Here is a 16967-nt window from a genome sequence, read left to right as displayed (position 1 = left end):
CGAGCGCCCTGCGCGACGGCTCAGTCCTCGTCGGACTCGTTCTGGTTGCGCAGGGCCTCGTCGTCGAGCAGCGCCAGGTCGGCGCGGGTGACGAGCTGCGAGGTGACCGCGTACTCGACCAGGCGCGCGCGGCGGTTGGTCGCGAGCTTGCCGGGGCCGCCGCGCAGGCCCTGCACGCCCATCCGATCGAGCTTGTCGCACACGTTGTCGAGCTTGCGGTTGAACTTGCTCATCGTCCAGCCGAGGCGCTGAGCGGCGGCGCTCGACGAGGGCAGCTCGCTCATGCTGACGCCCTCGCGGCGCAGCATGGGCTCGGCGAGGGCGACGATGAGCAGCTTCTGCAGCGGCGTGAAGCTCACCGGCATGACCGTGGTCTCGCCGCTCATCGACGCCTCGATCTGGCTCGAGACGGCGTACTGCGCCTCTTCCGTGTAGAGCGTCAGCTCGTAGGTCGTGGGTCCCGCGGTGAAGACGATCACGCTCTGGGCGAAGACGACGGGCATCCGCGCGCCGGGCGACAGCCACGACTGCACGGCGCCGCCGGCGCTCGAGATCGTCGCGGCCAGGCGCGATCCGACGTTCGCCAGCCACCACAGGCCGTCGTGGTACTGCAGCTCGAGGAACTGGCGGTGCAGGTACTGGTTGTCGTCGATCTCGAGGTCGCCCTCGCGGCCGATGACGAACGGGCGCCCCATCGGGACCTCGTGCCATTCGCCGGCGAACTCGACGCGCAGCGGCGCGATGCGCCCCGGCATCGTGTTCACCTCGACCTCGTCGAACGCGCCGGTCGACGTATTCAGATCTGCCAAGTCTCTTCCCCCTCGCGTGACGTGACGTCATGCGGATCTCCGGTCGGCGGGAGCCTGCGGGCGGGCTCCCCGTTCCGGCCAACAGACAGAACCCTACTCTGAGAGGTAGCCGACAGTCTTCCGTCCCAGGACGGAGTGTCAGGCGAGGACGTCGGCCGTGCGGTCGCCGAAGCGGATCCGGTCGCCGGCGACGACGCGGACGGGGGCGCCCGGCGCCGCCGGGGTGAGCTGCCCCGCGCGCTCGATGCCCGTGCCGTTCGTCGACCCGCGATCGACGAGGACGAGGCCATGCGCGTCCACCACGAGGGCGAAGTGCGTCTTCGAGATCGAGCGGGTGTCGTCGGCGATCGGCAGCAGGTGCATCACGATCTCGTCCGCGCCGGCGACGGGGCCGCGGCCGACGAGCGCGGGGCCGTGGATCGCGACGACGTCGCCCGTGTCGAACCGCACGTGCGCCACCGGGGCCGGCGCGGCGGGAGCCGGAGCGGCGGGCGCGGCGGGTGCGGCGGCGGGGGCGATGCGCTCGACGACCGGTGCGGGCGGCGCCGCGGGCGGCTCGGCGGCGACGCGCTCGGATGCGGCCGGCGCGACAGGTGCGGCAGCGGCCGGCACGGCGCTCGCTGCCGCGACGCTGCGCACCCGGGCGCGGCCGCGCGCCGACTCGAAGGCCACGGGATCGGTGGGGTCCACGGCGTCGAGGTCGATCAGCCAGCCGCGGACGGCGTGGTCGTGCCAGCCGCGGCGGCGGTGCTCGGCGTCCCACAGCGGCGAGCCGAGCAGGATCGCCGGGCCGACGAGCGGCACGATATTGGACGCCCCGACGAGGATCGCGCGCAGCAGCGCACGGCCGAAGCCGATGGGCTTCAGGGTGTCGTGGCGCAGGGTGCGCAGGCGCATCATCTGCTTGCCGAAGGTCTGCCCGCGACGCCCGTGCGAGGCGAGCTGGATGATCGCGTAGACGATCAGCAGCAGGACGCAGATCGCGCTCACCAGGATCCCCCACAGCTCGCCGGCGATCGCCGGCGGCACGGTGAACCACAGCGGTGCGGCGAACAGGATCGCGGGAAGGGCGTCGATGACCGAGGCGATCATCCGGCGCCCGATCGGCGCCGGCGCGATGCCGAGCAGCGCCGCGCGCTCGGCGCTCACGGGGAGCGGCTCGGGAGCCGCCTCGTGCGCGCTGATGATCGACCAGCCGCTCATCGTCCGGTCACCGACCACGCCCAGACGGCGGCGACCGCCACGATGCCCGCGATGGCGCCCCACGGGACGCCGCGCTTCAGCCGGGCCCCGGGCGCGGCGACCCCGGTCGGGGCGGCGAGCGGGGCCGCTGCGGCGGCGCCGTCGACCGCGGGGGCGGGCGTCGCCGGCTCGAGCCGGTCGTCGCGCCAGCGCTCCCACTGCGCGAGCTTGCCGGACAGCGCGCCGATGACCCCGCCCAGCCACTGCCAGCGATCCGGATCCAGCGTCACCGTCGGATCCTTCGAGTACAGGTAGAGGCGGTCGTCGATGATCTCGATGTCGAGCGCCGAGGCCTTGTCGATGAGGCGCGCCATCACGTCCGGCGTGAACAGGTACAGCGCGTCGCGCTCGTAGCCCTCGGGCGCGTAGAGCGTGAAGTGCTTGTCGAAGTCGCCCTCGAGGCTCAGCCGCTGCGCCCGCGAGAACGACGCCGGAAGGTTGCTGCCGAGGAAGTCGTTGCGGCGCGCATCGAGCACGATGTGCGGCAGGCGGTGCGCCAGGCCGATCGAGACGTAGCCCCACACGTGCGTCTGCTGCGTCTTGCCGGTGCCTGTCGTGTACGTGTAGTTGCCGAACTCGACGGGGCGCGGCACCGCGCCCGCCAGCACGTCGGTGGCGAGGCGCCCGGTGCCGATGTCGAAGATCATGCCCGGCTGGTTCGGCGAGTTGATGTCGCCGACATAGCTCAGGCCATGGGCGTCGGCGAAGTGCATCAGCCGGTAGCGGCGCGCCTGCTGGTTGCGCCGCCAGAAGAACCAGATGACCCCCGCGACGACGACCAGCCCCACCACGACGGCGATGATCACCGGCGCCCCGGTTCCGCTGGTGCGCATCATGTCGGCGAGCATAAAGACCAGGAATCCGCCGATGAGCACCACCAGAAGCGACCACAGCACGATCGTGATGATCCGCGACGCGCGGGATCCGGCGTGCTCCTTCGCATGGGCGACGACCGCCGTGCGGTCGACGGGATCGGTCAGCGGGCGGACGTCGAAGCGACCGTCAACGAGAAACGACATGGGCTCGACCCTATCCACGCGCCCCGCCAGGGCGCCTCTCGCGCCCGCTCACCAGCCGGGCTGCCCGGCGCAGGCGATCGTGAGGCCGTGCAGGCCGAGGCGCGGGTCGGTCATCAGCTCGCGCGCCTTCACGACCTCGCCCGTCTCGAGCAGCTGGATGACGTTGTCGATCATGCCGACGGCGGTGCCGTGCCATTCCAGGTAGGCGGCGGAGGTGATCCCCTCGGGGCCGCGGGCCAGGATCGCGCGGAGCGCCCGCGCGCCGCTCAGTGCGGACGGGATGCCGGTGGCGCTGTATCCGGCGCTGACCGTGGCAGCGAGCATCTCGGTGGCGTGCGGAAGGATCTCGGCGCAGCGCTCGTCGATCGTCGTCATGGTGTCCCCCGTGGTCGTTCGCGGACAGTGCGGCGGGCGGCTCCCCACCGCTCAGGATGCTATCCGAGCCGCCGAACGCCGCGCCCCGGGGCGGGTCGTCCTGCCCATCGCGCGCGGGTGAATCCGGCGCGCCCGGCTGGCTAGGCTCAAGTCATGTTCGAGTCGTTGCGTCAGGAGCTCGCGCGCCGTTCGGTGCCGCCCACGGCCGTCATCCTCCCCGGTGACGCCGTGCCCGCCATGGAGGGCGCGCTGCGCCTGCGCGCCGACGAGGCCGAGGGCGGCTGGCTGCTCGAGACCGTCGACTACGGGCGAGCGTTCCGCCTCGGCTCGGCCGACGACGAGAGCGGCGCCGCGCGGATCCTGCTGGGCTACCTCGATCGTCCGCTGCCCCCGCTGGCGCTCTTCCCGCCGGACGAGGTCGAGGCAGCCGTCGCGTCGGCCACCCCGCACTTCGCGGAGCTGCGCGACCGGGCGGCCGCCGAGGGGCTGCTCATCGAGCTTCCGGCCGGTGTGGTGGTCGACCGCGTCGGCGCCATCGACGGCACCATGTTCTTCCCCTACGGCACCGCGTACGAGGCGCGCTCGCTGCCGCCTTTCGATGCCCTCCCCGAGGGATCGAACCGCCACGCGTTCCTGACGCACGACACCGTGCTGGTCCGCGTCGAGGTGGCCCAGCCCTGGTTCGGTCAGCCCGGCGGCGGCCTGCGCATGACGCTCGCGCAGGACTTCATCGGCATCCGCGACCTGCTGGTGGACGGCACGCTGGAGCGCTTCCGCGCCGAGGACTGACGCCCCGCCTCAGAGACGGGCGGAGCCCTCGATCGCCGGGAGGACGTCGGCCAGCGACGCGCCGCGCGCGAGCTCGTCGTAGTGCCCGCGCTGGATCTCGTAGGCGACGAAGCCGCCGTCCTCGAGCCGGACATCCCAGGTCATGTCGCCGCGATCGGTGACGCTCAGCACCGTGGCCCGCTCGGCCGGGAGCGAGGTGAGGCCCGTTCGCGCGGCGAGGGCCTCCGCGAAGGAGTGCGCCTCCGCCCGCACCGCGGCCAGATCCGACGGCTCATCGAGCGTTGTGCGCTCGCCCGCGAGGAACGCCTCGTAGTCGGTCGCCGTGACGGCATCGGCCTCGCGCAGCAGCGCGTCGCCGTTCGGCGCCACGTAGAGCACCCGACGACCCGCGGGCCACAAGAGGGCGAGCTCGGTGTACCTGCTGGTCACCGCGTAGCGCAGGTCGTCGCGGGAGGGCATGGCGTCGCCCTCGCGCAGCGCGCGCGCGAGCAGCTCGCGCGCCCAGGCGGCCTGCCGCTCGACCCCGCCGCCCCAGACCCGCAGCTCACCCTCGGGGACGGCGGGCGCGGCCGCGCCGAGCTCCGTCGGCGTCTCGAAACCCGTCATGACGTCGCTCAGCGGCCCGCGTCGGCGGGGCGGAAGTGCTCGAGGGGCGTGCGACGCCCCGCCCGAAGCGCCTCGAGCGCCTGCTCGTCCGAGGCCTCGGACCCGGCGAACAGCGGCGAGCCGTCGGCCGCGATGTAGATCGTGCCGCCGCCGCGCACCGTGTGCGAGACCGCCACGACGTCGTCGTCCGCCAGCACCCGGGGTGCGAGCGGGGCGTCCGCCGGCACCATGCGGTGCCAGAGCTCCATGGCGACGTCGATCCGGCCCTGAGTGTCGGTCGTCCCCGCCTCGGAAGCCGGCTCGCCGCCTCCCGCCTCCGCGAGCTTGCCCTGCAGCCACTCGGGGCGGTGGGCGGCGTCGCGGGGGAACCTGTTGTGGTCGGCCGCGAAGGTCTCGGCGTCGACGCCCGTCGGCGCGAACAGGGGCTGGCTCTCGTAGTCGTAGGCGATGTCCAGCCCGCCCCCCGCCGACACGGTCAGGTCGAACGAGAACCAGGTGCCGGTACCGGGCTCGTACATCAGCCGACGCAGCTCGTCGACGAGATCGCCGACCTCGTCCGGGGTGAACTCGGATTCGGTCTCGCCGTCGCGCTCCACCTCGAACCGGAAATCGCTGACGGGGGCGAGGACGTCGGCGTGCAGCCGAAGCGTCTGCCATCCGTCCCCGGCCTCCTGGGCCAGGGCCTGCGCGATCTGCTCGGTGAGCTCGGCCTGCGCGAGCATCGGGGGAAGAGAAGTCTGATCAGACATTGCGGAACTTCCTGTCGTATTTCACACCGTCTGCGCTCCACCGTACGGTGAACTGGGCCGGCACCCCCGCAGAGTCGAACTGAGTCACCCGGATGTCGACCGTGACCGTCACTCCCGCCCGGACGAGGCTCGACCAGAGGCCCTCGAGGCGGTAGAAGCTGTGCGGCCCGCGGTTCTGGTTCACCGACTCGAGCATCGGGATGAGGTTGAGCGATTCCCCGCCCCCGCCGAACTGGTTGCCGAACAGGTGGCCGCCGTTGTAGTCGCTGCCGCCGAGCGCCGCGACGCTGCGCTGGACCGCATCGGATCGCCGCGCGCGCTCCCGGGTGAGGTTGTCGGTGGTGGCGCGGGTCACCCGGCCGCTCGAATCCGTCTGGAACGTGTGGGTCGCGGTGCCGCCGGCCGTCGTCACCACGTAGGTGGTGTCGGGCTGCGGGCGGTGCAGCTCGTAGTTGAGGCCTGTCGCCCCGTAGGAGGTCTCCACCCGGGTCACGCGGCCGTCCGCGCCGGTGTGGAAGATCCCGCGACCCTCCACCTGGTAGACGGTGTCGGGCTCGTGGGTGCGCGACGCGAAGGGCGTCTCCGGGGCGTTCCAGTCGTCGACGACCTTCGGGTCGTCGACGGTGCCGGCGCCGGGGTAGTCGCGACCCGCGCGCTCACGGCGCTCGGCGGATCCGCGCTCGTCGGATCCGGTGCCGTCGCCGTCGGCATCCACGTCGACGAGGTCGGACGGATCCACCGATGCGTCCCAGCGCTCGGCGTGCGGCTCGTGCGGCGGCCAGGGGCTGCGCGTGCCGTCCTGCCCGTCGACCGTCCAGACCTGCTCGCCGTCGAAGACCGCGTTGAACCAGTGCCCCGGTCGGCCGCCGCTGCGGTCGATCCCGATCACCATGTGCGAACCGGGGCCCTGGGCCCGCAGCGTTGCCTCGATCTGATCCGGTGTCGTCTCGGTCTGGGGCAGCGACGTCCGCTGCTCCATCTGGTCGATGTCGAGCGTCCCCGTGCCGGCGTCGACCATCGGCTCCCCGTTCAGGAAGTCGTTCATGTTCGCCGCGACGTTGCCGCAGTTGGTGGCGTAGCCGTTGGACAGGTCGAACGGGTCGTGACGCGTGTTCGACTGCGTGAGGGCCTCGTCGATCCGGTCGCGGATCTGCTGGGGCGTCTCGGCCTCGGCATCCTGCTGCGCCTCGCCCTGCCCCTGGGCGCCGTCCTCGGTGCCGGCGTCGGGCTCCGCGCCGGTGTCGGTGTCGGTATCGGCGTCGTGCTCGGCGTTGAGGTCGGCGTTCGGATCTGCGGCCGCGTCGCCCGAGCGGGGCTGGGCGTCGTCCTGCGATCCGCCGTCCGAGGCGGATCCGTCGGCCGCCGGCGAGCCCGCGGGCGCGGGCGATCCGGCGGACGTCGGCGCGGCGGGCGTGAGGTGCGGGCCGCCCTGGGCGGTGCTCATGAGGTCGCCCATCGAGATGGGCTTGCCACCCGATCCGATCACGCGGACCTGCAGGCCGCCGCCCGGGCGGCCGAAGGCCGGAGCGATCCGCGAGACCTCGAGGTAGGCCCCCGGCGGGAGGCTGTGCAGGTCGAGCACGGTGTACGGCTGGGTGAGGTTGCTCGGCGGCAGGGCGCGCTGCTCGAACGGCGTGCCCGGGATGGAGAAGAAGTCGCCACCGGTGCCGCCCATACGGTCGAGCTGCGCGCCGAAGTGCGTCCGGAAGGTGGCGACGTCGTCGATCCGGCGGAACGAGCCGGGCTCGCCGCCCCGCTCGCCGGGGTAGACGTAGTCGCCGTTCTGATCGACGTACCGCTCCTGGAACTGATCCGGGGTGAGCGGCGTGCCGTTCGTGTCGCGGCCGTAGCCTGCCGACGGATCGGTGATGAGCGAGCGCACCTCGGGCTTGAGGTTCCGCAGGCCGGGGTGCTGCTGATACGGCGCCTTGAACGTGCCGTGCGCACTGGCGGGGCGCGGCTTCCCGTAGTCCGGGTCGGCGGCGTCGGCCGGGTCGGACGCCGACGGATCCGGGATGCTGCTCCACCCCTGGCCGGCCTGCTGCGACGACGTCGCCGGGTTGTCGGTCGTGGGCCTCGCCCCGAACGGCGCCCGGGGCGGTGTGACACCGCGGGGGCCGCCCGCGCCGCGGATGAGGCCCGGCGTGGCGACCAGGCCGGCAGCGGCGGCCGCCGTCACGGCCGCCGCTGCGGCCTCGTCGGTCTGGGCGGCGTCCTGGTCTTCGGTCGCGTCCTGCTCGTCGGCGGACAGCGGGTCGGTCGCGACAGGATCGCCGGCGAGGGCGTCGCTGTCGGCGGCCGGCACGGCGGCGTCCACCGGCGGCGCGGTGTCGGTCACCTGGCCGGCGGCGTCCGAGATGTCGTCGACGCCCGGGGCCGTCTGCACGGCCTCCTCACGGGCCGCCTGCTCGGCCGCCTGCTGCTCGGCCTCCTGGCGAGCCGCTTCGGTCTCGGCGCGGACATCATCGAGAACCTGGTCCCCCATGACGTCGGCATCCGGGATCTGCATGTCGCCGAGCCCGTCGAGAACCGACGCGGCGGTGGTGGTTGTGCCCGTCGCGGCCGCGGCCGGGGTGCCGTCGTCGCGCTGCGAGGCGTCGGTCTGGCCCTGGTCGGTGTTGGACGGGTCCGTGGTGGATGGGTCCGTGGTGGACGGGTCGGTGTTCGACGCGTCGGTGTTCGACGCGTCGGTGTTCGACGGGTCCGTGTTCGACGCGTCCGTGTTCGACGCGTCCGTGTTCGACGCGTCCGTGTTCGACGCGTCCGTGTTCGACGCGTCCGTGTTCGACGGGTCCGTGTTCGACGGGTCCGTGTTCGACGCGTCCGTGTTCGACGGTTCGGTCGGCGCCTGGTCCTGCGTCTGATCCGCCGGAGCCTGGTCCGCGGGGGTCTGATCCGCCGGGGCCTGATCCGCCGGGGCCTGATCCGTGGGCGTCTGATCCGCCGGGGCCTGATCCGCCGGAGCCTGATCGGCCGGGGCCTGATCCGCCGGGGCCTGATCCACCGGCGTCTGATCCACCGGAGCCTGGTCGACCGGGGCCTGGTCCACCGGGGCCTGGTCCACCGGGGCCTGGTCGACCGGGGCCTGGTCCTGCGACGGCGGGGTGTCGCCGCCGCCGGCGTCATCCTGCGGGAGCGGGTCGGATGCCTGCGGCGCGTCGCTCGGAGCGTCGGTCGAGCCGCCGCCGGTCGCGTTCGCGCCGCCGTCGCCGCCCGCGCCCGCGGGGTTCGGGGCGTCGTTCGACGGCGTGGAGTTGCCGCCACCGCCCGAGGGGGTGGACGAGCCCGGCCCGCTCGAGGCCGGGGTGGGCACGTTGTCGGGGTTCGACGGGGTGGTCCCGCCGGTCGCGGGCGAGGTGCTCGACGGGGCGCCGGTGCCCGACGGCGTGCCGCCGGTCTGGTTGCCGAAGCCGCCGGCGATCTGGTCGCCCCTGCGGTCGATGGCGGTCGCTGCGCGGTCGCCCGCACCGGTGAGGGGGCCCATGATCGGGTCGACGAGGATGCTCTCGGCGAGGCCCTGGCGCGCCGAGTTCAGCGCGTCGTTGAGGGTGTACTCCTTGCCCGAGAGCTTCGCCGAGGCGTAGTCGCTCGCCACGCTGCTTCCGGCCTCGCTGGCCTTGTCGGCCGCGACGCGGCGCGCGCGGGCGGCGGCACCCGACGCCGCCGACGAGCCTCCGAGCACCCGCGACAGCGGTGCGGCGACGGCACCGCCCACGGCGGCCGAGAACCCGGCGTCCGAGACGTCCTGGCGCTGGTAGCCGGCGTCGCCCGAGTGACGCCAGTTCGAATAGGCGGCTCCGGCGGCGCCCGAGGCGTACCCGCTCGCCGTCTCCTTCGCGACCCGTCGGGCCATCGCGCCCACGCGACCGCCGCCGTGCCGCAGGGCCCGCAGGGCGTTCTGCAGCTTGTCGATGGCGTTCTTGATCCGGTGGGCCCACTTCATGGCGGTCGCCATGGCCTTGGCGGCGCCGAGGAACGCGCCGAGGCCGCCGGTGATGATCGAGAGCAGGATCGTGAAGCCGATCTCGGCGGCGATCTCGATCGCCATCTGCTCGATGAAGTCCTGGATCTGCTGCTTCGCGGTCGTCAGTTCGAGCTTGTGCTGGGCGACCATGTCCTCCATCGCCCCCGCGCCCGCGGCGAGCTCGCCGAGGTCGGTCGCGAGGGCCCGGATCGACGCCTCGACGTCGCCCTCCTGCGGAATCACGATGCCGGCGAGCGGCGAGATCCCGTCCAGGGTCGACTTCGCGCTGGTGAGCGCCGACTGCAGGCCCGTCCAGGCCGACTGCGCGTCGCCGAGCTTGCCCTCGTCACCGGAGGGCAGCTGGCTGATGCCGAGCTGCTGCAGCGCCCACTCGAGCCCCTCGCGGAACTTGCCCATGTCGAACATGCCGAAGTCCTCGGGCGAGTACGCCGACGGCACCGAGGCCGAGGTTCCCGTGGAGTCGGCGCTCGCGGGCGAGAAGGAGGGCGCCACCATCGCGCCCGGCTTCTGGGCCTCGCCGTAGAGGTTCGCCGTGTCGGTCAGCGCGGCCTCGATCGTGTAGAGCCGGTTCGCGACGTACAGCGGGGCGGGCAGGATCGCCCGGGCGAGGGCGTCGTAGCCGTCCTCGCCGTCGGCGAAGGCCTCGCCGGTCTCGCCGCCGCCCGCCATCCCGTGGGTGCCGGAGAGCTGGCTCTGCGCCGCCTCGACGGCCGAGACGATCGAGCGCGCGACCGTGCCGAACTGGTACGCCGCGATGCGCAGCGAGCTCGGATCGAGCTTGACCTCGGTGCCCATCAGGACTCCATCTCCGTCCGGATCTTCTGCCACGTCGTGTCGAGGGACTCGATCGTGCCGTCGTAGGCCTTGTAGGCGGCGTCGGCCTGCTGGCGCAGGCTGTCGGCCGTCTCCTTCATGGCGTTGGCGCCGGCGGCCCAGGTCTCGAACATCGCCATGAAGCGCGTCGACGCGGGGCCCTGCCAGTCGCTCGGAAGCATGTAGGCGAACGACCCCGCACCGGTGCGGAGCGCGTCGCAGTAGTCGACGAGAGACGTCAGCGTCTCGACGAGCGCCTTCAGCTGCTCGGTGTCTGCGTGCTGCTCGGCCATCAGCGGCGCCCCTCCAGGCGGTCGAACGTGATCTGGGCGCCCTGCCGGTCGCCGCGTCCCTCGTGCTCGCGCCCGCCGTCGGCGACCAGCGCCTCGGGCTCCTCCTGCGTGGACGGGCCGGGCTCGCCGCCGTCGGCGCCCTCGACCCCGTTGAGCTCGTCGATGCTGTCCTGCATCAGGAACGGCCCGCGCCCGATGCCGTCGCCATCGCCGTCGTCGTCCGTGTCCTTCGTGCCGCCGCCCGTGTACCGGCCGCCGGCGCGGCCCAGCGCGCCGCCGCCGAACCGCTCGTCCTCGGAGTCGCCGGCGTAGTCACGGCCGAAGAACTCGGCCATGTCCTCGGCGCGCTGCTCGCCGCCCTGGACGACGTTGCCGTAGCTCGTGACGCCCTTGCGCAGGGCGACCACGTTCGGGCGCGTCTGGTTCATGGAGCGGTGCACCCCCGCCTCCGTCGAGTCGTAGCCCGCGCTGGCGGACATCAGGCCGTTCTGCAGGCCGGAGAGGGAGAGCCTCACCGCATCGGACATCGCCACGAACGCCTTCCAGTTCTCCTGGAACAGCTCCTGGTCCATGCCCTTCCAGTTCGGGAGCACACCGCTGATCTGCGAGTCGACGGCGGCGATGTTGCCGTCGAACGCCGCGATCACGGAGCCGAGGTTGCCCGCGACCTCCATGAGCGATTCCGCCCTGACCCTGAACTGCACCATGAGTTACCCCTAGTCCTCGAAAGATGCGCGACGCGAAGTGGCGAGTGCCGTGAGGGGGCTCCGCCGCCGGCGGCGCGCGGACGCGCGGCGGGGCCCCCTCACGAGCGACTCAGCCGTTGAACGTCGAGGCGATCGCCGTCTCGCTGTCCTCGTAGGACAGGGAGGCCTGGTTCAGCAGGTCGCTGATGCCCTGGAGGGACTCCTTCAGCTGCATGCCCGCCTGATCCCACTGGTTGTAGAGCTCGTTGAACGCACCCGAGGCCGAGGTGGTCTGCCAGTCGCCGGAGACGAGGCCCTCGACGAGCGACTTCAGGTTCGACAGCTGCGACTCGATCGACTGCGATCCGCTCGAGAGCTGGCCCGCGACGCTGGCGAGCGACTCCGAAGTGACCTTGATGTCTGCCATTTCCGTTACCTCCGTATGAGGGCGACGCCGCCAGTCGGCCCGCCGAATCGGTGAAGCGTTCGATCGCGCGCCCCGCACATACGGACCCCCCGATCACGCACAACGCTAGCGACAGCGCGCGCCCCCGTCGCTGGGGATGGCTCCCCGGGGGAGGGCTCCCCCGGGGAGCGCTGCCCATCGGGGGCCTCAGGCGGCCTGGATCTCGATCCGCACGTCGCCGATCCAGAGGACGTCGCCGCGCAGCACGTCGACCCGCTCGCCGGTGGCCGCCAGCGGGATGCGGCGCTCCCCGCGCTCGATGAGCGAGCCGTTGCTCGACCCCGCATCGCCCGCGTGCAGCGCGCCGTCGGCGAGCTCGAGGTACAGGTGCACGCGCGAGATCGAGCGGGTGCTGTCGGCGATCGCGATCGCCTGCGCGCCGAGGCCCGACGCCGTCTGCTCCGGCCGGCGGCCGATCACCGCGGCGCCCGCGACGAGGGTCTCCTCCCCCGTCGAGAACCGCAGCTGCACCCGCCCGGGCCACGCCTGGGGCGACGCCGGGTGCGCGGAGCGCGGCGCCTGCACCTCGGCGCGCGGCGCGCGGGCCCCAGCGGCGCCCGCGGCGGTCCGTGGCGCCTCCCAGCCGGTCGCCTCGTCCTCGCCGACGCGGCCGGACAGGATCAGCTGGCCGCACCCCATGCAGTACATCGAGTTCGGTTCCAGCGTCGCGCCGCAGTATGCGCATCGTGCGGAAGCCATCCGCGTCCTCCTGGTGTTCGGTGTCTGTCAGAGCGGGCGGATCGGCCGCGCGCGGCTCACTGGGTCACATCCGGCACACGCACCTGCAGCCAGCCGCTGTGCGTCATGAGCACGCCGCCGCCCGCGGGCACGGCGCCCAGCATGAACTTCGGGATCGCCACGCCGGTGGCCTGCGTGCCGTACATCGCCGACGGCGGCTGCAGCACGATCGAGCGCCGGGCGCGCTTGGCCTCGACGTAGGGCCCGCCGAACAGGGTCGACATCGACTCGATGTCGGCCGCGACGATGAAGCGGGCGCGGTGCTTGATGCCCGTCAGCGCGTGCTCGATCGGCGCGTTCTTGAACTGCTCGACATCGTCGACGACCACGGTCACCAGGCCGTCGCCGAACGGCTCGAGGAGGGCGTCCAGCTCCATGGGCGTGAGCGCGGGGTTGTCGATCACCGGAACCCCGGCCGCGCGGGCGCGCTCCACCAGCGCCGACGGCCGCGGCGCGCCCACCACGAGCGCCGTGCCGCGCTCGATGAGCTGGGCGACGATCAGCTCGAGGGTCGACGTGCGACCGGAGCGACGCCCGCCGAGGACGGTGAAGCCCCCGTCGTCGGGCCAGTCGAGCGTGTAGCGCGCCAGGCGGTCGCCGCCGACGCCGAGCAGGATCCCCTCGGGCGCGCTGTCGCGGGCGATCGGCATGGCGAGGGCCGCGCTGCGCGCGACGTACTTCGGCATCGCGTCGACGCGGAACGGCGCGGGACCGACGGGATCCTGCCCGTTCGCGACGGTCTGCTCCACGCCGAGATCCCACGCATCGCGCACCGACTCGACGATCCGACGGAGCGCGGTCGTCTGCGCCTCGCTTCCCGCGTCGCGGCCGAGGACGGCCAGCTGGGCCTCGCTGGCATCGGCGCCGAACAGCACGCGTCCGGCGGGCAGGCCCGTCGGGATGTCCTTGGCGTAGATGCCGGCCGCGCGGTAGTCGCCCACGTCGCGCATCGGCAGCACGTACTGCGTGTCGATGAACGTCGCGATCTTGTCGCCCGAGATGCCGCGGTCGCCCGAGAGCAGGACGCGCACGCCGACGGCGGGGCCCTCGCGCAGCAGGCGCAGGAACTGGTCGCGGAACGCGATGAGGCTGTCGGGGTTGAGCGTCGACAGCAGGCGCTCCCATCCGTCGACCACAACGATCGTGTACGGCAGGGCCTGGCCGGGAGCCGCGCTGCGGCGCTGCTCGACGATGTTGCCGACGCCGGCCTCGGACATCACCGTCTGGCGGTGCGCCAGGTCCTCGAGCAGGCGCTGGGTGAGGCGCGGGAGGCGCTCGGCGTCGAGCGGCGTGACCACGGCGCCGCAGTGCGGGGCGTCGGCCAGGGGCAGCAGCGCGCCGTTGCCGTAGTCGGCGGCGTAGATGTGCAGATCGGACGGCGCGAAGCGCTGCACGACCTGCGCCAGGACGGTGCGGAGCGCCGTCGTGCGGCCCGACATCGAGCCGCCGAAGAACATCATGTGCGAGCCGCGCGCGAGATCCCACGTGAGGGTGCGCTGGGCCTGATCCTCGGGCACGTCCTCGAGGCCCAGGACGATCTCCGTCTCGCCCCGCTCCTCGCCCTCGAACCGGTCGAGAGGGAGGGTGGCCGGCAGCGGCATCAGCCAGGGGCTGGGGTTCTTCGCGATGCCGAGCTGCTCGGTGGCGGCCGTGACGAGGTTGACGAGCGCGCGCAGGTCGGTGTCGTCGTGGTCGTGGTTCTCGGCGGCCTTGGCCGACTGGGGGAAGCGCGGCGGGAAGCCCAGCGACTCCCACTCGAGCGGCGCCTTCGGCGGCAGCACCTTCACGGTGCGCTGCACGCCGGGGCGGATCCCCGCCACGCGCGCCGTCTGGAACGGCACCGGAGCGGCGGACGGGCTGAGGCGCGCGAAGCCGCGGCCCGGGGTCGACGGGCTGATGAAGCCGGCCTCGCCCGATCCGATGATGTCGTTCGAGTCGCTGCGGTCGACGACGCGCAGGGCCACGCGGAGGCTGATGTTCGACTGCATCTCGGGCGTCACGACGCCGGAGGGGCGCTGGGTGGCGAGCACGAGGTTGACCCCGAGCGAGCGGCCCACGCGGGCGATGCGCACCAGGCCGTCGATGAAGTCGGGAAGCTCGGTGCGCAGCTCGGCGAACTCATCGATGACGAGCATCAGGCGGGCGAGCCCGCGGCTGGCCGCCGTCTCGGCGTCGCGCGCCCAGGCCGAGTCGATGTCCTTCGCGCCCATGTCGCGCAGCACCTGCTCGCGGCGCTTCAGCTCGGCATCGAGCGAGGCCAGGGCGCGCTCCGTCTCGCGGGCGTCGAGGTTCGTGACCATGCCGACCGTGTGCGGCAGGCGCTCGCAGTCGGCGAAGGCCGATCCGCCCTTGTAGTCGATGAGCACGAAGTTGAGCGCGTCGGGGCGGTTCGCCATGGCGAGGCCGATCACCAGCGCCTGCAGGAACTCGGACTTGCCGGATCCGGTTGTGCCCGCGACGAGCGCGTGCGGGCCGTCGCGCGAGATGTCGAGCGCGAACTCGCCGTCGGCGTTGGCGCCGACCACGACGTAGGTGTTGCGGGGCTGCGCGGTCCAGCGGCGGACGATCGGCGCGGGATCGTCCAGGTCGATGCCGAGCAGCTCGACCATGCGGACGCTGGTGGGAAGCATGGCCTCGTCGCCCACCCCCGAGACGTGCTGGATCGAGCACAGGCTGCGGGCGATGCGCTCGCAGTCGGGCACCGAGACGCCGTCGAGCAGCACCGTCGGGAAGTACTCACCCGGCGTCTCGAGGGTGCCCATGGACGGGTCGTCCGAGTCGACGACGATCACGTTCTTCGCCTCCTCGGGGAGGCGCGAGCGGTCGGCGTCCAGCGCCAGGACGAAGATGCCGTGCGCGGGGCCGTGCTCCAGCAGCGGCACCATGCCGGGCAGCATGCGGAACCGGCGCGCCCCGTCGACCACCACAAGCACGTCGGTGGGCGCCTCGTAGCCGCGCTGCCCGGCCATGCGCATCCGCAGGTCCAGGGCCACCGCGAGCTCGCGCAACCGCTCGCGGCGGGTGTCGTCGTCGTTGCCGACCATGGCGGGCACCCCGTCGCCGGGGTGCGTGTGGGGCAGCCAGGACGTCCAGCCCCACTGGGAGTCCTGCGCGTCGTCGCACAGCACAACCAGCTCGGCGTCGCGGGGGCTGCGCAGCGTGGCGAAGGAGGCGACCATCGACCGGGCCGTCGCGCGGACCGCGTCCGCCGTGCCCGCGATGCCCGCGACGCCCTCGCGCAGGTCCACCGAGACCGGGGCGGGGGCCACGCCCACGCGCTGCTCGACGCCCTTGTCCTTGCCGCCGCCCTCGAAGCGCACATCGAGCGCGATCTCGCTCACGCCCACGCGCAGGCGGGAGGCGTCGATGTCCTTCTTGCGCCGCTCCCACAGGCGCGACAGCGGCCGCAGCGCGATGTCGCGGATGACGACCGGGTCCGGGAGCCGGTACCAGGCCTCGAGGCGCTGCCGCTTGACCAGATCCTGGATGCGCTCGCCGGCCCGCCGGACCTCGTCGATCCACTGCTGCTCGGTCTTGACGCCCTTCTTCTTCTGCAGCTTGCTCTGCGTGAGGAAGGATCCGATGACCATGATCGGGCTCGCGGCGGCCATGATCAGCATCACCGGACGCTGGAAGATCATCGCCATCGTCACGCCCAGGATCACCGGGATGACGGCCGACAGCCAGGGCAGCGGCGACGCGTCCTGCTCCTCGGGCTTGTCGCCGGGGAGCTGGATCACCGGCTGCGGCTTGAACGGATGGATGCGCGAGGGGCGGTTGAAGCCGCGGGCGCCCACGGCCTCGGTGAGGTCGGCGTCGGCGCCGGGGGCCATGCCGATGCGCAGCACAACGCTGCCGACCTGCACGATGTCGGCGGGCACGATGCGCTCGGCGGCGGTGATGTCGGTGCCGTTCACGCGCACGAGCGCTCCGGCGGCGGGGGTCACCGTGGCCAGCAGCGGATCGGACGGGCCGCCGAGCGCGATCTGGACCGTGAGGTGGGCGGCGACGAGGGAGGGGTCGGCCACGCGCACGTCGTCCTGCGGGCCCGATCCGACCGTGATCGCCTGGCCGCGCTCAAGCGGGATGCCCGCGCCGGCGAAGGGCCCGCCGATGATCTCGAGCCGGACGGTGCCGGGCGCGGGCTCGGCGGCCGCGACCGGCGGGATCACGGAGCCCGACAGCAGCCCGGCCTCGGCGAGCGGCGTCGCCGCGTCGGCCTCCCGGACCAGCAGCCCCGGGCTCACCCCCAGCGACTCGGCGACTTCGCCGACCGTGGTGGCCTCGTCGACCTTCAGCAGCCACGACCTGCCGGCGGGCTCGGCGGGCGAATCCCGCAGCGTCAGGCGCACGCTCATCGGCGGTCCTCCCAGGGTCCGGGGGCCGCGGCCCCGTGG

At 73.1% G+C, this 16967-nt stretch carries 13 protein-coding genes; 1 reads left to right on the top strand and 12 read right to left on the bottom strand.

What is annotated here, in order from left to right; translation table 11 throughout:
- Positions 1-20 precede the first annotated feature (20 nt).
- The 4 genes from ACOKGD_RS01320 to ACOKGD_RS01305 form a co-directional block, all read right to left on the bottom strand.
- Positions 21-743 carry a hypothetical protein gene (locus tag ACOKGD_RS01320; RefSeq protein WP_342336462.1) on the bottom strand — a complete coding sequence of 241 codons (723 nt, stop codon included), beginning with the start codon at positions 741-743 and terminating at the stop codon, positions 21-23.
- 204 nt (positions 744-947) lie between these two features.
- Positions 948-2030 (bottom strand): RDD family protein, encoded by a 1083-nt coding sequence (locus tag ACOKGD_RS01315; RefSeq protein ID WP_342336270.1) that lies wholly within the window; start codon positions 2028-2030, stop codon positions 948-950.
- On the bottom strand, positions 2009-3070 hold the full coding sequence (locus tag ACOKGD_RS01310) for a hypothetical protein (protein WP_342336269.1): 1062 nt from the start codon (positions 3068-3070) through the stop codon (positions 2009-2011). Before ACOKGD_RS01310 ends, ACOKGD_RS01315 begins: the two co-directional genes overlap by 22 nt.
- 48 nt (positions 3071-3118) lie before the next feature.
- Positions 3119-3445, bottom strand: a complete 327-nt coding sequence (locus ACOKGD_RS01305; protein ID WP_342336268.1) for a hypothetical protein — start codon at positions 3443-3445, stop codon at positions 3119-3121.
- Between the two features lie 153 nt (positions 3446-3598).
- Here ACOKGD_RS01305 and ACOKGD_RS01300 point away from each other — a divergent pair, with 153 nt between their 5' ends.
- Positions 3599-4234: a TNT domain-containing protein gene (locus ACOKGD_RS01300; RefSeq protein ID WP_342336267.1), complete on the top strand. Its 636-nt coding sequence runs from the start codon at positions 3599-3601 to the stop codon at positions 4232-4234.
- A gap of 9 nt (positions 4235-4243) precedes the next feature.
- Here ACOKGD_RS01300 and ACOKGD_RS01295 read toward each other — a convergent pair whose 3' ends face one another.
- From ACOKGD_RS01295 to ACOKGD_RS01260, 8 genes are all read right to left on the bottom strand, one after another.
- A complete protein-coding gene (locus tag ACOKGD_RS01295) occupies positions 4244-4840 on the bottom strand; it encodes a hypothetical protein (RefSeq protein ID WP_342336266.1) in 597 nt (198 codons plus the stop codon).
- 8 nt (positions 4841-4848) lie between these two features.
- Positions 4849-5589 carry a hypothetical protein gene (locus tag ACOKGD_RS01290; RefSeq protein ID WP_342336264.1) on the bottom strand — a complete coding sequence of 247 codons (741 nt, stop codon included), beginning with the start codon at positions 5587-5589 and terminating at the stop codon, positions 4849-4851.
- Entirely contained in the window at positions 5582-10369 is a 4788-nt protein-coding gene (locus ACOKGD_RS01285; RefSeq protein ID WP_342336262.1) for a glycohydrolase toxin TNT-related protein, read from the bottom strand. The genes ACOKGD_RS01290 and ACOKGD_RS01285 overlap by 8 nt, the downstream gene beginning before the upstream one ends.
- A complete protein-coding gene (locus ACOKGD_RS01280; protein WP_342336260.1) occupies positions 10369-10680 on the bottom strand; it encodes a WXG100 family type VII secretion target in 312 nt (103 codons plus the stop codon). Before ACOKGD_RS01280 ends, ACOKGD_RS01285 begins: the two co-directional genes overlap by 1 nt.
- The gene (locus tag ACOKGD_RS01275) at positions 10680-11387 is read right to left on the bottom strand and encodes a WXG100 family type VII secretion target (RefSeq protein ID WP_342336258.1); all 708 of its coding nucleotides are present in this window, start codon (positions 11385-11387) and stop codon (positions 10680-10682) included. The genes ACOKGD_RS01280 and ACOKGD_RS01275 overlap by 1 nt, the downstream gene beginning before the upstream one ends.
- A gap of 109 nt (positions 11388-11496) precedes the next feature.
- Positions 11497-11793, bottom strand: coding sequence for a WXG100 family type VII secretion target (locus tag ACOKGD_RS01270; protein ID WP_342336257.1), 297 nt, complete (start codon positions 11791-11793; stop codon positions 11497-11499).
- 186 nt (positions 11794-11979) lie between these two features.
- Positions 11980-12531: an FHA domain-containing protein gene (locus tag ACOKGD_RS01265; protein ID WP_342336255.1), complete on the bottom strand. Its 552-nt coding sequence runs from the start codon at positions 12529-12531 to the stop codon at positions 11980-11982.
- 56 nt (positions 12532-12587) lie between these two features.
- On the bottom strand, positions 12588-16928 hold the full coding sequence (locus ACOKGD_RS01260; protein ID WP_342336254.1) for an FtsK/SpoIIIE domain-containing protein: 4341 nt from the start codon (positions 16926-16928) through the stop codon (positions 12588-12590).
- Between the last annotated feature and the right edge of the window lie 39 nt (positions 16929-16967).

Source organism: Microbacterium phosphatis, assembly GCF_049177115.1.
In the GTDB taxonomy this organism is placed as follows: domain Bacteria; phylum Actinomycetota; class Actinomycetes; order Actinomycetales; family Microbacteriaceae; genus Microbacterium; species Microbacterium phosphatis.
The sequence above is the reverse complement of the archived record's forward strand: the minus strand, read 5'-3'. Positions and strand labels throughout refer to the sequence as shown.

Excerpts from the sequence above, each read along its gene's own strand:
- ACOKGD_RS01260 (WP_342336254.1), bottom strand. The coding sequence starts at position 16,928 with ATGAGCGTGCGCCTGACGCTGCGGGATTCGCCCGCCGAGCCCGCCGGC.
- ACOKGD_RS01300 (WP_342336267.1), top strand. The coding sequence starts at position 3,599 with ATGTTCGAGTCGTTGCGTCAGGAGCTCGCGCGCCGTTCGGTGCCGCCC.
- ACOKGD_RS01270 (WP_342336257.1), bottom strand. The coding sequence starts at position 11,793 with ATGGCAGACATCAAGGTCACTTCGGAGTCGCTCGCCAGCGTCGCGGGC.
- ACOKGD_RS01310 (WP_342336269.1), bottom strand. The coding sequence starts at position 3,070 with ATGTCGTTTCTCGTTGACGGTCGCTTCGACGTCCGCCCGCTGACCGAT.
- ACOKGD_RS01275 (WP_342336258.1), bottom strand. The coding sequence starts at position 11,387 with ATGGTGCAGTTCAGGGTCAGGGCGGAATCGCTCATGGAGGTCGCGGGC.
- ACOKGD_RS01290 (WP_342336264.1), bottom strand. The coding sequence starts at position 5,589 with ATGTCTGATCAGACTTCTCTTCCCCCGATGCTCGCGCAGGCCGAGCTC.
- ACOKGD_RS01265 (WP_342336255.1), bottom strand. The coding sequence starts at position 12,531 with ATGGCTTCCGCACGATGCGCATACTGCGGCGCGACGCTGGAACCGAAC.
- ACOKGD_RS01285 (WP_342336262.1), bottom strand. The coding sequence starts at position 10,369 with ATGGGCACCGAGGTCAAGCTCGATCCGAGCTCGCTGCGCATCGCGGCG.
- ACOKGD_RS01295 (WP_342336266.1), bottom strand. The coding sequence starts at position 4,840 with ATGACGGGTTTCGAGACGCCGACGGAGCTCGGCGCGGCCGCGCCCGCC.
- ACOKGD_RS01305 (WP_342336268.1), bottom strand. The coding sequence starts at position 3,445 with ATGACGACGATCGACGAGCGCTGCGCCGAGATCCTTCCGCACGCCACC.
- ACOKGD_RS01280 (WP_342336260.1), bottom strand. The coding sequence starts at position 10,680 with ATGGCCGAGCAGCACGCAGACACCGAGCAGCTGAAGGCGCTCGTCGAG.